Source organism: Rhizobacter sp. (assembly GCF_031412075.1).
GTDB lineage: Bacteria > Pseudomonadota > Gammaproteobacteria > Burkholderiales > Burkholderiaceae_C > Rhizobacter.
Window position 1 is genome coordinate 24,993 of sequence record NZ_JANOCG010000650.1, and the last position, 13,514, is coordinate 38,506.

At 67.1% G+C, this 13,514-nt stretch carries 12 protein-coding genes; 7 read left to right on the forward strand and 5 right to left on the reverse strand.

All coding sequences use genetic code 11. The features are described 5' to 3' along the window. Window position 1: 1 nt before the first annotated feature. The 3 genes from tssM to RMO40_RS24160 are packed head-to-tail and all read left to right on the forward strand — an operon-like array spanning window position 2 to window position 5,573. A complete protein-coding gene (gene tssM, locus RMO40_RS24150; protein ID WP_309726273.1) occupies window positions 2–3,817 on the forward strand; it encodes a type VI secretion system membrane subunit TssM in 3,816 nt (1,271 codons plus the stop codon). After that, complete coding sequence (gene tagF, locus RMO40_RS24155) at window positions 3,814–4,794, forward strand: type VI secretion system-associated protein TagF (protein WP_309726275.1); 981 nt, start codon at window positions 3,814–3,816, stop codon at window positions 4,792–4,794. The genes tssM and tagF overlap by 4 nt, the downstream gene beginning before the upstream one ends. Window positions 4,795–4,796: 2 nt before the next feature. After that, window positions 4,797–5,573 carry an OmpA family protein gene (locus tag RMO40_RS24160; protein WP_309726277.1) on the forward strand — a complete coding sequence of 259 codons (777 nt, stop codon included), beginning with the start codon at window positions 4,797–4,799 and terminating at the stop codon, window positions 5,571–5,573. A gap of 18 nt (window positions 5,574–5,591) precedes the next feature. Here the strand turns inward: RMO40_RS24160 and tssA are convergent, their stop codons facing one another. Then, a complete protein-coding gene (gene tssA / locus RMO40_RS24165) occupies window positions 5,592–6,659 on the reverse strand; it encodes a type VI secretion system protein TssA (RefSeq protein WP_309726279.1) in 1,068 nt (355 codons plus the stop codon). 48 nt (window positions 6,660–6,707) lie between these two features. On the opposite strand from tssA, the gene RMO40_RS24170 reads away from it, so the two are divergent. The 3 genes from RMO40_RS24170 to RMO40_RS24180 are packed head-to-tail and all read left to right on the forward strand — an operon-like array spanning window position 6,708 to window position 9,045. Further along, window positions 6,708–7,679 (forward strand): MBL fold metallo-hydrolase, encoded by a 972-nt coding sequence (locus RMO40_RS24170; RefSeq protein ID WP_309726281.1) that lies wholly within the window; start codon window positions 6,708–6,710, stop codon window positions 7,677–7,679. Beyond that, a complete protein-coding gene (locus RMO40_RS24175) occupies window positions 7,676–8,470 on the forward strand; it encodes a glucose 1-dehydrogenase (protein WP_309726283.1) in 795 nt (264 codons plus the stop codon). The genes RMO40_RS24170 and RMO40_RS24175 overlap by 4 nt, the downstream gene beginning before the upstream one ends. Further along, window positions 8,467–9,045: a TMEM165/GDT1 family protein gene (locus RMO40_RS24180; RefSeq protein ID WP_309726284.1), complete on the forward strand. Its 579-nt coding sequence runs from the start codon at window positions 8,467–8,469 to the stop codon at window positions 9,043–9,045. The genes RMO40_RS24175 and RMO40_RS24180 overlap by 4 nt, the downstream gene beginning before the upstream one ends. Here RMO40_RS24180 and RMO40_RS24185 read toward each other — a convergent pair. Together RMO40_RS24185 and RMO40_RS24190 are read right to left on the reverse strand one after the other, a co-directional pair. Next, window positions 9,042–10,289 carry an MFS transporter gene (locus RMO40_RS24185; protein WP_309726285.1) on the reverse strand — a complete coding sequence of 416 codons (1,248 nt, stop codon included), beginning with the start codon at window positions 10,287–10,289 and terminating at the stop codon, window positions 9,042–9,044. The two genes, RMO40_RS24180 and RMO40_RS24185, sit on opposite strands and share 4 nt — an antisense overlap. Continuing rightward, window positions 10,282–10,734, reverse strand: a complete 453-nt coding sequence (locus RMO40_RS24190; RefSeq protein ID WP_309726287.1) for a MarR family winged helix-turn-helix transcriptional regulator — start codon at window positions 10,732–10,734, stop codon at window positions 10,282–10,284. The genes RMO40_RS24185 and RMO40_RS24190 overlap by 8 nt, the downstream gene beginning before the upstream one ends. Before the next feature lie 235 nt (window positions 10,735–10,969). On the opposite strand from RMO40_RS24190, the gene RMO40_RS24195 reads away from it, so the two are divergent. Continuing rightward, on the forward strand, window positions 10,970–11,389 hold the full coding sequence (locus RMO40_RS24195; RefSeq protein ID WP_309726290.1) for a VOC family protein: 420 nt from the start codon (window positions 10,970–10,972) through the stop codon (window positions 11,387–11,389). Between the two features lie 8 nt (window positions 11,390–11,397). Here RMO40_RS24195 and eda read toward each other — a convergent pair whose 3' ends face one another. Both eda and edd read right to left on the reverse strand, forming a co-directional pair. Then, window positions 11,398–12,021, reverse strand: coding sequence for a bifunctional 4-hydroxy-2-oxoglutarate aldolase/2-dehydro-3-deoxy-phosphogluconate aldolase (gene eda, locus RMO40_RS24200; RefSeq protein WP_309726292.1), 624 nt, complete (start codon window positions 12,019–12,021; stop codon window positions 11,398–11,400). A gap of 5 nt (window positions 12,022–12,026) precedes the next feature. Continuing rightward, window positions 12,027–13,514 (reverse strand): phosphogluconate dehydratase (gene edd, locus RMO40_RS24205; protein ID WP_309726294.1); only part of this gene is annotated, 1,488 nt, incomplete at its 5' end.

A 13,514-nucleotide genomic window follows, 5' to 3' on the forward strand; every position in this document is an offset into this window, starting at 1 on the left:
CATGCAAAGAATCTGGCAGTTTCTTCTCGACACGCGCACGCTCGCCGTGATCGGCCTGCTGGCGCTCGCGGCGCTGCTCTTCCTCGGCGCCGACACACTCAAGGTCGGCGCCATCTGGGCGGTGGCCATCCTGGTGACGCTGCTCGGCGTGTGGTTCATCGTCTGGGCGCTGCGCCGCTGGAAGGCCAACCAGGCCGCGCAAAAGCTCGAATCGGCGATGGACGCCGAGGCCGAGCGCGCCATCAAGAGCGCCCCCAACAAGGAGAGCCGCGCCGAGATGGTGGCCGTGCGCGAGCGCATGCAAGAGGCCGTCAAGACCATCAAGACCTCCAAGCTCGGCCTCACCTCGGGCTCGGCCGCCCTGTACGACCTGCCCTGGTACGCGGTGATCGGCAACCCCGCGGCCGGCAAGAGCACGGCGGTGGTTCGCTCGGGGCTCAACTTTCCGTTTTCCGACAAGACCTCGTCGGTGATCCAGGGCATCGGCGGCACACGCAACTGCGACTGGTTCTTCACCACCGAAGGCATCTTGCTCGACACCGCTGGCCGCTACTCGGTGCATGAAGAAGACCGCGACGAGTGGCTCGGCTTTCTTTCGCTGCTCAAGCGCAACCGGCCCAAGGCGCCACTCAATGGCGTGATCATCGCGGCCAGCCTGGCCGAGCTGTCGGCCAACCGCCCCGAGTTCGCCATCACGCTGGCCAAGCAGTTGCGCCAGCGTGTGCAAGAGCTGACCGAAAAACTCGAGGTGTTTGCGCCGGTCTATGTGGTGTTCACCAAGGCCGACCTCATCTCCGGCTTTGCCGAATTTTTCGAAGACCGTGACCGCGACGAACGCGAGCGTGTGTGGGGCGCCACCCTGCCCTACGACCCCGCGGCCAAAGCCGACGTGGTGGCGAGCTTCGACCGCCACTTCGACGAGCTGAACGACGGCCTGAAAGAAGCCTCGATCACCCGCATGTCAATGCACCGGGGCGAGAAGCTGCCGCCCGGCGTGCTGACCTTCCCTCTCGAATTCACCGCACTGAAGGCGCCGCTGCGCACCTTCATCACCACGCTGTTCGAAGACAACCCGTACCAGTTCCGCCCGATCTTCCGCGGCTTCTATTTCACGAGCGCGGTACAAGAAGGCCAGTCGACCGGCCGTGCCAGCCAGCGTGTGGCCGAGCGCTTCGGGCTCACACCCGCAGTCGGCTCGGCGCCCACCGCGGCGGTGGTCGCACAGAACGGCTTCTTCCTGCGCGACCTGTTCTCCAAAGTCGTGTTCGCCGATCGCAACCTGGTGCAGCAGTACACCAGCCGCAGCAAGCTGCGCTGGCGTTATGCCGCCTTCTTCGGCGGTGCGCTGCTCTTGGGCGCCATGCTCGCCGGCTGGACCTGGTCGTATGTGGGCAACCGCCAGTTGGTGGCCAACGTGCAGGCGGATCTCAACAAGGCGATCAAGCTGCAAGAAGGCCGCATCGACCTCGCCTCGCGCCTCGAAGCGCTGGAAATCGTGCAAGACCGTGTCGACCAGTTGCAGCGTTACCGCGAAGAGCGCCCCTGGTCTCTGACCCTCGGGCTCTACCAAGGTGAGGCCATCGAACAAAAGCTGCGCGCCACCTACCTCGCCGGCTTGCAAGAGGTGATGCTCAAGCCCACCGCCGCCGCGATCGCCAGCTACCTCAGCGAGGTGAACAGCAACGCCGCCCAGTTGCAGCCGCTGACGCGCGCCGCCGACGGCAGCCCCACACCCGCCAAGACCAGCACCACCGCCAGCCCCGAGCCGATGGGCGTGTATTCGGCGGCGTCGGTCAACAATGTTTCCGACGCCTACAACGCGCTCAAGACCTACATCATGCTGGGCGACCGCAGCCGGGTGGAGACCGGCCACATGGGCGACCAGCTCACGCGCTTCTGGCGCGGCTGGCTCGAAGCCAACCGCGGCTCGATGCCGCGCGAGCAGCTGATCCGCTCGGCCGAACGCATCTTGTCGTTTGCGCTCACGCAGGTGTCGGCACCCGATTTCCCGACCACACAAACCAACCTGGCCCTGCTCGACACCACCCGCGAAAACCTGCGCCGAGTCGTCAAGGGCATGCCGGCACGTGAGCGGGTGTATGCCGAGATCAAGGCGCGCGCGGCCACACGCTTCCCGCCGATGACGGTGGCGCGCCTGGTGGAAGATGCCGACAAAGACATCGTCGCCGGCAGCTACGCCATCTCGGGCGCTTTCACGCGCGAAGCGTGGGACGGTTTCGTTGACGACGCCTTCAAGGAAGCCTCCACCAAGGAGAGCAAGGCCGACGACTGGGTGCTCAAGACCGCGACGCAAGACGACCTCACGCTCGAGGGCAGCCCCGAGCAGATCCGCAAGGCGCTGGTGCAGCTCTACAAGACCGAGTACGTGCAGGAGTGGCAGAAGTTCCTGCAAGGCGTGAGCGTCAAGGAGTTCGCCAACTTCGAGCAGGCCGTCGCGCGCATGAACCGCCTGGGCGACCCGGCGGCCTCGCCAGTGGGCAAGCTGATCCAGGCGCTGTATGACCAGACATCATGGGACAACCCCGGCATCTTGAACGACAAGCTGGCCAAGGGTCAAAAGGGCTTCATCGCCTGGTTCAAGTCATCGATCCTGCGCATGGCGCCAGGGCCGGTCGAGGTCAAACTCGACCTGTCCACCGGGCAGGCAGCCATTCCAATGGGCCCGATCGGCAAAGAGTTCGCCGGCCTCACGCGCCTGATGGTGCCTCGCGACAACGGCCCCACGCTGCTGCGCAACTACCTGACCTCGCTCTCCAAGATCCGCACGCGCTTCAACCAGATCAAGAACCAGGGCGACAACGGCCCGGCCAGCCGCCAGCTGATGCTTCAAACGCTGGAAGGCAACTCCGAGCTGAGCGACGCGCTCAAGCTGGTCGAAGAGCAGATGCTCAACGGCCAGACCGAAGCGGCCAAGGCCACGCTGCGGCCTATCCTCGTGCGCCCGCTGATCCAGTCGTTTGCGGTCATCGTGCCGGCCGCCGAAACCGAGATCAACCGCATCTGGACAGCCCAGGTCTACGACCCCTTCCAGCGCACGCTGTCGGGCAAATACCCGTTCGACAAGGCCTCACGCCTGGAAGCCACGGCCGGTGAGATGGCCAAGATGTTCGGCCCCGAGGGCAGCGTGGCCAAGTTCAGCGGCGAGGCGCTCGGCGCGCTGGTGGTGCGCCGTGGCGACGTCGTCACCCCGCGCACCTGGGCCGACCTCGGCCTGCGCCTGCGGCCCGAGTTCGCATCGGGTTTCCCGGCGTGGGTCGCACCCATTTCAGGCCAGGGCGGCGCAGGCGGCGGTGCGGCCGGCGGTGGTGGTGGCGCGGCAGCCGGCAACGAACAGCAGACCAACTTCCAGATGCTGCCCACACCGGTGCCGGGCTTGTCGGAGTACACCATCGAGGTCGACGGCCAACAACTGCGCTACCGCAATGCCGTGGCCGCCTGGACCAACTTCGTCTGGCCGGGCCAGGGCGCGCCGGGCGTGCGCATCAGCGGCCTGACCACCGATGGCCGCGCCATCGAGTTCCTCAACGAGCCCGGCGGTTACGGGCTCGAGAAGATGATCAGCAAGGCCAAGCGCCGCCGCATCGACAGCAGCACCTTCGAGCTGACCTGGCCCAACGGCCCGCTGGCCGTCACCGTGCAACTGCGCCTGATCTCCAGCCCCAACGTGGGCTCGCCCAACTCGCCCAACGCACCCGACACCCCCAGCGCCTCGGGCGGCCTCAAGGGTGTGCAGTTGCCGGCGGTCGTGGTCGGTGCGGTTGCCGTGGCGCCGGCCGCCTCGGGGAGCCGTCCATGAGCGACGTGGTGGCGCAAGCGCTTTACTTCGGCAAGCTGCCCTCGCGCGGTGACTTCGTGCGCAGCGCGGCGGGCTCGGCGCTGATCCACAGCATCGACCAGTGGATGTCGCAGACCATGGAGCTGCTGGCCGAAGAAGTGCGCTGGAAGATCGTCTACGACGCGGCCGCGCCGGTGCACTTTGCCATCCTCGGCGCGCAGAGCAACGCTGGCCTGGTGGGCCACATGGCGGCCAGCCAGGACGCCTCGGGCCGCAGGTTCCCATTCGTGATGGCGGCTTCGTTCGAGGTCGCCGACCCGGTCGCCTTCCTGCCCTACAGCCCGCAGGCGCTGAGCCCCGTCTGGGGCCGTTTCGACGCCCAGGTGCGCCAGGCCTTGAAGGCCGAAGACTTCGCGCAGGTGCAGGAGCAACTCACCGCGCAGCCCGTCGAGCTGGACACCAGCCGCGAGGCCTTGCTCGAGGGCTACAAGAACTTCGCGCAGCTGCTCACGCTTGATCGTTTCGAGGCCGCGGTGTCGCCACCGGGCGAGGCCATCTCCTTCCGCCAGACGGCGCTGGCGCTTGGCCTGCTGCTGCAGCCCGTGTTGTCGCAAGGCCATGCCGAGCTGAACAAGGGCCTGATGCTGCCGCTGCCACGCGACCCGATGCAGCTGACGCATGTGCTCACGCTGTGGGTCGACCTGGTCACGCGCTTTTTCAAGCGCACCCCGGCCGAAACCGCCATCTTCGTCACCTCGCACGGCATGCAGCCGGTGCTGGTGATCGGCTTTCACGGCGCCTCGCCGGCCACGCTGCGCTCGGTGATCGACCCCGAAATCTGCCGCGCCGACAACGTGGCCGTGACCGAAGCCGAGTGGGTCGAAGACTGGATCGGCTCCGACTACGGCTTGCGCAAGCTCTCCAACCACCTGCGCGACCCTTCGCTGTCGCTCGCAGCCGCGGTCGACCTGTTCCGCGAAACCTTTCTGGGGGAATGACGATGCCGTTGTGGATGAAAGGGCTGCTGCCCGCCCTGCTCTGTCTGACCCTGGCGCCTGCGGTGGCACAAACGGCCGCGGCCACGCCCAACCAGGTGGTGGTGGCCGGCACCGTGCCCGATGAAGCCACGCGCAACGCCATCCTCGCCAAGGTGCGCGAGGTCTACGGCGCCGAACGTGTGGTCGATCAGCTCGGCGTGGGCCCGGTGGTGGCGCCGCCCAACTGGAGCGCGTATGTGCAAAAGCTGGTGTCGCCGCAGCTCAAGCAGGTGTCGCGTGGGCAGCTCCACATCAATGGCAACAACATCGAGCTGAAGGGTGAGGTCGCGAACGAAGCGCAGCGCCAACAGCTCGCCGCCGACATGGCCACCTCGCTCAACCCGACCTACGCGGTGCGCAATGCACTGCGTGTGGCCGCGCAAGAGCAGACCGTGCTCGATGCGACGCTGGCCAACCGCATCATCGAGTTCGAGCCCGGCAGCAGCGTGCTGCGACCGGCCGGCCGCGCCATCCTCGACGAAATGGCGGCCACGCTGGTGAAGCTGGGCAACCGGCCGGTCGAGGTCATCGGCCACACCGATTCACAAGGGGCGCGCGACACCAATGTCGTGCTCTCGCTGGCGCGGGCCGATGCGGTGCGCAGCTACCTGGCGAACAAGGGCTTCCCGCCGTCGCTCATCACCACCTCGGGCTCCGGGCCCGACAGGCCGGTGGCGGGCAATGACACCCCAGACGGGCGCGCGCGCAACCGGCGCATCGAGTTCCGTCTCGGCCAGTGAGGCCGGGGCCTGCGTGCCTCAGCCGGACGAACCGTCTTGCGGGGCTTCGAGTCCCAGCAGCTCTTCGAGGTGGGCCAATGCGGCACCGTCCTTGACCACCGCACGCAACCACAGGTGCAAGGGCATCTCGCCCCAATGCACGGCCTTGTCGGCCAGGTAAGCCACCGGGCTGTGCGGCTCGGTCGCACGGAAGAAGGCCGCAACTTCACGCAATTGCCCGAGCGCCTGCTCACGCGAGCGCAGCGGGCCGCCTGCTGAACGCGCTGGGTCAGATTCAGCACGCGCGCCGGCAGTGCCGCCGACTGCATCAGCCACGGCCGCCGGACCCGACAACGCGCCCACTTCTCGCGCCAGTCGCTGCGCCTCGTGGAGCGCGGAGGCCAAGGCTTCACGCGCGGGCACAAAACTCGGGCCCTCGGCACCCAGCTTGGCGTCAACCGCGGTCTGCCATTCGCTCAGCGCCTGTTGGCAACCCTCGATCAGGGCCAGGGTCTGGCGCAGATCGTCCTTGGGGGTTTCGCGCAGCGCGCGGTTGAACTTGTCCAGCGTCAGCGCTTCAGGGGCCAGCTGGGCGGCCTTGTCGGGCGAGCGCTCCAGCGTGGCCTGCAGCGAGCGGGCCATCTGCATCTGCTGCAACGAATAGGCGCCGCTGCGGCCACGGGTCACCGGGGCGGTGGTGGACAGCGACACCAGGCGGCTGACAAACCAGCCGATGTTGCCGATGCGCTGATCCATGTCGCCGCCTTCGGCTTCGGGGTAGAGGCCGTCCCAATACTGCTCGCACAACCGACCGCACAAGGTGATGCCTTGTTGCATGCCCACATAACCCTCGGTCAGCGTGGCGGCTTCAGCCCACCACATGGCGAGGCGCAGGTCTTTGGAGCGCTGGGCCAGCAGCTCGGCGCAGCGGGCCTTGGCACCGGCCCAATCGGCCGTCTTGAGCGCGGTGACCCACTCGCCCTGGTCGAGCGTGGGATCGTCTTCGCGGCGCAGCTCGGCGAGGGCGTCGAACTCGGTCGAAAACGACATGTCTTCACCGCAGGGGGCCGACTCGGAGATCGGCGTCAGAAGCTCGTCGATGTTCATGGCGGGCAGTGTAGCGGGGGTCTTTCCAGGCGCCTCCTAGAATGAAACATGCCTGCCTCCCACACGCCCCACCCGCCCTTTGTGCAAGCCCTGGCCGATGGCATCCACGTCATCGACACCGGCTTTCACCGGCCCCGATTCGACGCGGCCTACCTGATGGTGGAAGACGGCCGCGCCGCGTTCATCGACACCGGCACCACCCACAGCGTGCCGCGCCTGCTCGCCAGCCTGGCCGCGCTCGGCTTGACTGTTGAAGCTGTCGACTGGGTCATCGTGACCCACGTGCACCTCGACCACGCCGGTGGGGCTGGTGCCCTGATGCAAGCCCTGCCCCACGCCCGCCTGCTGGTGCACCCACGGGGAGAGCGGCACATGGTCGACCCCACTGCGCTGCTGGCCGGTGCACGCGCCGTCTACGGTGACGAGGAAGTGGCGCGCTCGTATGGCGAGGTGCCCGGCATCGCGGCGCAGCGTGTCGTCACCAGCAGCGATGGCCTCACGGTTCACTTGGCCGGCCGAGCTTTGCAACTGCTCGACACCCCCGGCCACGCGCGCCATCACCACTGCATCTGGGACGCCCGCAGCCGCGGCTTTTTCACCGGCGACACCTTCGGCCTGAGCTACCGCGAGTTCGACACCGCGCGCGGCGCATGGCTGCTGCCCACCACCACGCCGGTGCAGTTCGACCCCGAGCCGTTGCGCCAATCGGTGCGGCGCATGCTGTCGTATGACCCCGAGCGCATGTACCTCACGCACTACGGTTGCGTCGAAAGTGTGCCGGCGCTGGGCGCGATGATGCTCACGCAGATCGACGAGCTGGTGGCCCTGGCCGAGCCGCTGCGCGACACCGATGCCCGCCACGACAAACTGCGCCAAGGCCTGCGCGACATTTACTTGCGCCGCACTCGTGAGCACGGCTGCACGCTCGCCGACGACGAATCTCTGGCGCTGCTCGCCAGCGACATCGAACTCAACGCCCAAGGTCTCGCGGTCTGGCTGGATGGAGGCAAAACCAAATGAACAACGACACCGTTCAATTCAACCTGCACGGCCGCGTGGTCGTGGTCACCGGCGCGGCCCAGGGCATCGGCGCAGCCTGCGCCGAGCGGCTGTCACAAGACGGCGCCGCGGTCGCGCTGTGGGATGTGGACGATGCGCGCGGCCAGGCGCTCGCCCAGTCGCTCACCGACCGGGGCCGGCGGGTGGTCTATCAACACTGCAACGTCGCTCTCAAGAGCGAGGTCGATGCCGCGACCGCCAACACGGTGCGAGCCTTCGGCCACATCGACGGCCTGGTCAACAACGCCGGCATCTTCAAGGCCGCCAACTTTCTCGACATCACCGAGGCCGATTGGGACGCGGTGATCGACGTCAACCTCAAAGGCTCCTTCCTCGTGGCCCAGGCGGTGGCGCGCGAGATGGCGAAGCACGGCAGTGGCGCCATCGTCAACATGAGCTCGGTCAACGGCGTGATGGCCATCCCGAGCATCGCCAGCTACAACGTCAGCAAGGGCGGCATCAACCAGCTCACGCGGGTGATGGCGCTCTCGCTCGCTGACCACGGCATTCGTGTCAACGCGGTGGCGCCCGGCACCATCGCCACAGAGCTCGCGAAGAACGCCGTGCTCGGCAGCGACGAAGCGCGCGCCCGCATCATGAGCCGCACGCCGATGAAGCGCCTGGGCGCGCCCGAAGAGATCGCCGACGTGTGCGCGTTCCTGCTCAGCAGCGCCTCGAGCTACATGACGGGCGAGATCATCTATGTGGACGGCGGGCGCCTCACGCTCAACTACACCGTGCCCACCACGTGACGACTGGCTTCGAGGCGTTCTGGGTTTCCACCGGCGTTGTTGCGCTCGGCGAGATCGGCGACAAGACGCAGCTGCTGGCCTTGCTGCTGGCCGCGCGCTACCGCAAGCCGATGCCCATCATCCTCGGCATCCTGGTGGCGACCCTGACCAATCACGCGGCCGCCGCAGCGCTGGGCGAGTGGCTGCAAAGCTTGATCAACCCGCAGTGGCTGCGCTGGGGTTTGGGCCTGTCGTTCCTGGCGGTGGCGGTGTGGATGCTGATCCCCGACTCGGTGGACAAAGGCGAGACGGCAAGTGCCGGCCGATGGGGCGTGTTTGGTGTGACGGTGGTGGCGTTCTTCCTCGCCGAGATGGGCGACAAGACCCAGATCGCCACCGTGATGCTGGCCGCGCAGTTCAAGTCGCTGCTGTGGGTCACGGCCGGCACCACGCTCGGCATGATGCTCGCCAACGTGCCGGCCGTGCTGTTCGGCGAGCGGGCGGTGAAGCTGGTGCCGATCCAATGGGTGCACCGCATCGCGGCGGCGGTGTTTGTGGTGCTCGGGGTGTTGGTGCTGTCGGGCGTGGGCGCTTAGGCCGCTGCGGCCATTGCGCGCGGCTTTGTTTCCTCACGGATCGGCAGGTGGATCAGCGCCGCACCCACGGCCAACACGATGTCGGCGTACCACATCCAGTTGTAGCTGCCGGTCCATTCGAAGGCCTTGCCACCCAGGTAGGCGCCGAGAAAGCCACCGATCTGATGCGCCAGCATCACCAGCCCGAAGAGCGTGGCCATGTGCGCCGGCCCGAAGAACTTGGCCACCAGACCCGCCGTGGGCGGCACAGTGGACAGGTAGCTCACGCCGATCACGGCGGCAAAGATCAGAAAGGTCGTTTCGGTCTTGGGCGCGATCAGGAACAGCAGCACCGCCACCGCCCGCGTGGCATACACCAGCGACAGCAGCGACTTCATGCGCCAGCGTCCGCCCTGGAATGACACCGCCCAACCCATCGCCACGCTGCCCACGATGTTGAACAAACCCACCGTGCCGAGCGCCCACGCGCCCAGTGAAGGCGGCAAGCCGCACGAGGCCACCACCCCGGGCAGGTGGGTCGCGATGAAGGCCACGTGGAAACCGCAAACGAAGAAGCCCGCGCACAACAAGCGGTAGCTCGGGTCACGCACCGCACGTGCGATGGCCTCGCGCGTGGTTTCGATCTTGGGCGCGCCGGCACTCACCGGCCCCACGTGCTTGGAGTTGCCACGCAACACCCACGCAGCCGGCAAGGCGAGCAGGCTGAACAACGCGAGGCTTTGCAGCGCCACCACCCAACCGGCTGCTGCCGTGATGCCTTGCGCGATCGGCGCAAATACGAACTGGCCGAACGAGCCGCCTGCGTTCACGATGCCGGTGGCCATGCCGCGTTTTTCGATCGGAATGAGCCGCGTGGTCGCCGCCATCAACACGGCCGGCCCGGCCATGCCGGCACCACCGGCCGACAAGATGCCGATGGCGAAGATCAAACCCCAGGTCGTCGTCATGAAGGGCACGAGCGCCGTGCCCACCGCCACCAGTACCACCCCGAGCACCAGCACCCGGCCCGCGCCCACACGGTCGGCCACCATGCCGGCGAAGGGCTGCGTCAGCCCCCACCACAGTTGGCCGAACGCAAACGCCAGGCTGATGCTCGCGAGCCCCAGGCCGGTGTGGGTGTTGAGCGTGTTCAAGAAGAGGCCCATCGACTGACGCGCCCCCATGGTCAGCGAGAAGGTGCCGGCCGCCGCCAACAGCACAAGCCACACCGCCATCTGGCGCTTCGGGATCAAGGGGCTACTCATCGGACGCTCCTTCGTCGCCGCTGTCCATCAGCGACATGCACTCATCGAGCAAGGCATGCAGGCGCGCCACACGCTCGATGCCCAGTTGCTGGTTCAGCGCCACCTGCGCCTGCTTCCACAAACGCTGCGCCTCGGCACGCTTGGCTCGGCCGGCTTCGGTGATGGAGACAAGCCGGCTGCGCGCATCCACACCCGCGCCCAGCTCGACCCAGCCTTGCACCACCAGCGGCTGCAGGTTGCGCGTGAGCGTGGAGTTGTCGAGGTTCATGGTGGCCGCCAGGTCGGAGGGGCGCACCGGCCCCATCGAGACGATGTGCGACAGCAGCGAGTACTGCGTGGTCTTCAAGCCGCTTGGCGCCACCACGGCGTCGTAGTGGCGGCTCACGCGGCGGGTGATCTGGCGCAGCTTGAGGTTGGTGCAGCCACGAGGGGCGACTTGGGTCATGGCGGGTGTTTGGTTTTTGGTTCGGGACGGATCATTGTATTCACAATCATTGCATATGCAATCTTTTGACAACTTTCCGAGCACAGGACATGCCGGCAACGAAATGACTCAAAGCTCCGTTTGGGCTGAGCCTGTCGAAGCCAGCGTGCAACTCGATGCAGGCACTTCGACAGGCTCAGTGCGAACGCAGTGAGGTGCTCAATCCGAACGCAGCGGGATGCCTAGAATCGGCCCGATGAAATACCTTCACACCATGGTGCGAGTCACCGACATCGAGCAGTCACTCAAGTTCTACCGCGACGCGCTGGGCCTGCAAGTGCTCTCGCGGCGTGACAACGACAAGGGGAGATTCACGCTCGTGTTCCTGGCCGCGCCGGGCGACACCGAAGCGCAGGTCGAGCTCACCCACAACTGGGAGCCCGAGGTCTACACCGGCGGTCGCAACTTCGGCCACCTCGCCTACCAGGTCGACAACATCTACGCCCACTGCCAGCGCCTGATGGAGCACGGCGTGACCATCAGCCGCCCGCCGCGTGATGGCCGCATGGCTTTCGTGCGTTCACCCGACCAGATCTCGATCGAGCTGCTGCAAAAAGGCGAGGCGCTCGCGCCCGCCGAGCCGTGGCTGTCGATGCCGAACGTCGGCGCTTGGTGAGCTGAGGCTCAGGCCCGCAGGCGTGAGGCCTCGCGGGCGAGCTTTGTGATGCGTGCCCAGTCTTTGCCGGCCACCGCGTCGGCTGGTGTGAGCCACGAGCCGCCACACACCTTGACGTTGGGCAAGGCGAGGAACTGCGGCGCCGTCTCGAGCGTGATGCCGCCGGTCGGGCAAAACGCCACGTCGGGGAACGGCCCCGCCAGCGCCTTCAGCATCGGGATGCCGCCCGCCGCCGTGGCGGGAAAGAACTTCAGGAAAAAGTAGCCGTCGGCGTTCGCCTGCATCACCTCGCTGCCGGTGGCCACGCCGGGCAGCAGCGGCAGGCCAATGTCGCGGCAGGCCAGGCCCACCTCGCTCAGGTAGCCGGGGCTGACGGCAAACTGGCAACCGGCATCGCGCGCCGCCTTCGCGTCGCTCACGTTGCGCACCGTGCCGGCGCCGACGATGGCGCCCGGCACGTCGCGAGCGATCGCCTCCATGCACTTCAGCGCGATGGGCGTGCGCAGCGTGATCTCGAGCACCTTCACGCCGCCGTCGACAAGCGCTTGGGCCAAGGGCACGGCGTCTTCAAGGCGCTCGATCACGATCACCGGGATCACCGGGCCATGGGATGCAAGTTCAAGTGGGTTCATCAGATTCATAACCAGGTGATGGCGCCTTCTTCGGCGGTGAGCACATTGCGGCGCATGCCGCCAAACAGTTCGCGGCCGATGCCGTGTGAGTTGTCGTGAGCGCGTTCGGCGGGAATGTCGCCGATCTCGCGCGCGGCCCACACGGCCTCGTCGACCAGGGCGTTCAAGGTGCCGGCGACCGCGTCGAGGCGAATCACATCGCCCGTGCGCACCTTGCCCAGCGGCCCGTTCGCCAGCACCTCGGGGCTCACGTGGATGGCGGCCGGCACCTTGCCCGACGCGCCGCTCATGCGGCCATCGGTCACCAGCGCCACCTTGAAGCCCTTGCCTTGCAGCACCGCCAGCGGCGGTGTGAGGCGGTGCAGCTCGGGCATGCCGTTGGCGCGCGGACCCTGGAAGCGCACCACGGCCACCAGGTCACGCTCGAGCTGCCCGGCCTTGAAGGCGGCCAGCATCTCTTCCTGGTCGTTGAAGACCACCGCGGGTGCTTCCACCACATGGCTGCCTTCTGGCACGGCCGACACCTTGATGACCGAGCGGCCGAGGTTGCCGGTCAACAGCTTGAGGCCACCGCTCTCACTGAAGGGCGCTGCGGCGGCTCGCACCACGGTGTCGTCGCCGCTTTGTGCGGGCAGGTCTTTCCACACCAGGCCGGCCTCGCCTCGCTGCGGCACCTGCGTGTAGTCACGCAAGCCACCGGCGCTCACGGCCGCCACGTCGGCGTGCATGTAGCCCGCATCGAGCAGTTCGCGGATCACGAAGCCCGGCCCGCCGGCGTCTTGAAACTGGTTCACATCGGCGCTGCCGTTGGGGTACACCCGCGACAGCAGCGGCACGGCATGCGAGAGGTCCGAGAAGTCGGTCCAGTTGATGAGGATGCCGGCCGAGCGCGCCACGGCCACCCAGTGGATGAGGTGGTTGGTCGAGCCGCCGGTGGCGAGCAAGGCCACCATCGCATTGACGATCACCCGCTCGTCGACCAACCGGCCGATCGGCGTGAAGCGCTTGGCTTTGGTGATGCCCAGCACCTGCTGCACCGCCCGGCGCGTGAGCAGCTCGCGCAGCTCGGCATGCGGGTGGATGAACGCTGCGCCCGGCACATGCAGGCCCATGGCTTCGAGCAGCATCTGGTTGCTGTTGGCCGTGCCGTAAAAGGTGCAGGTGCCTGGGCCGTGGTACGCGGCCGACTCGGCCTCGAGCAGGTGCTCACGGCCCACCAGGCCTTGAGCAAACTGCTCGCGCACTTTCGACTTGGCGTTGTTCGACAGCCCGCTGCTCATCGGCCCCGCGGGCACGAACACGCACGGCAAGTGACCGAAGTGCAAAGCGCCGATCAACAGGCCGGGCACGATCTTGTCGCACACGCCGAGCAGCAAGGCCGCGTCGAACACGTCGTGCGAGAGCGCGATGGCGGTGCCCATGGCGATGTTGTCGCGCGAGAAGAGGCTCAGCTCCATGCCGGGCATGCCCTGGGTCACGCCGTCGCACATGGC

What these genes read in the sequence shown, in the direction of transcription:
- tssM (WP_309726273.1), top strand. Translation starts at nt 2, where the DNA reads ATGCAAAGAATCTGGCAGTTTCTTCTCGACACGCGCACGCTCGCCGTG.
- tagF (WP_309726275.1), top strand. Translation starts at nt 3,814, where the DNA reads ATGAGCGACGTGGTGGCGCAAGCGCTTTACTTCGGCAAGCTGCCCTCG.
- RMO40_RS24160 (WP_309726277.1), top strand. Translation starts at nt 4,797, where the DNA reads ATGCCGTTGTGGATGAAAGGGCTGCTGCCCGCCCTGCTCTGTCTGACC.
- tssA (WP_309726279.1), bottom strand. Translation starts at nt 6,659, where the DNA reads ATGAACATCGACGAGCTTCTGACGCCGATCTCCGAGTCGGCCCCCTGC.
- RMO40_RS24170 (WP_309726281.1), top strand. Translation starts at nt 6,708, where the DNA reads ATGCCTGCCTCCCACACGCCCCACCCGCCCTTTGTGCAAGCCCTGGCC.
- RMO40_RS24175 (WP_309726283.1), top strand. Translation starts at nt 7,676, where the DNA reads ATGAACAACGACACCGTTCAATTCAACCTGCACGGCCGCGTGGTCGTG.
- RMO40_RS24185 (WP_309726285.1), bottom strand. Translation starts at nt 10,289, where the DNA reads ATGAGTAGCCCCTTGATCCCGAAGCGCCAGATGGCGGTGTGGCTTGTG.
- RMO40_RS24190 (WP_309726287.1), bottom strand. Translation starts at nt 10,734, where the DNA reads ATGACCCAAGTCGCCCCTCGTGGCTGCACCAACCTCAAGCTGCGCCAG.
- RMO40_RS24195 (WP_309726290.1), top strand. Translation starts at nt 10,970, where the DNA reads ATGAAATACCTTCACACCATGGTGCGAGTCACCGACATCGAGCAGTCA.
- eda (WP_309726292.1), bottom strand. Translation starts at nt 12,021, where the DNA reads ATGAACCCACTTGAACTTGCATCCCATGGCCCGGTGATCCCGGTGATC.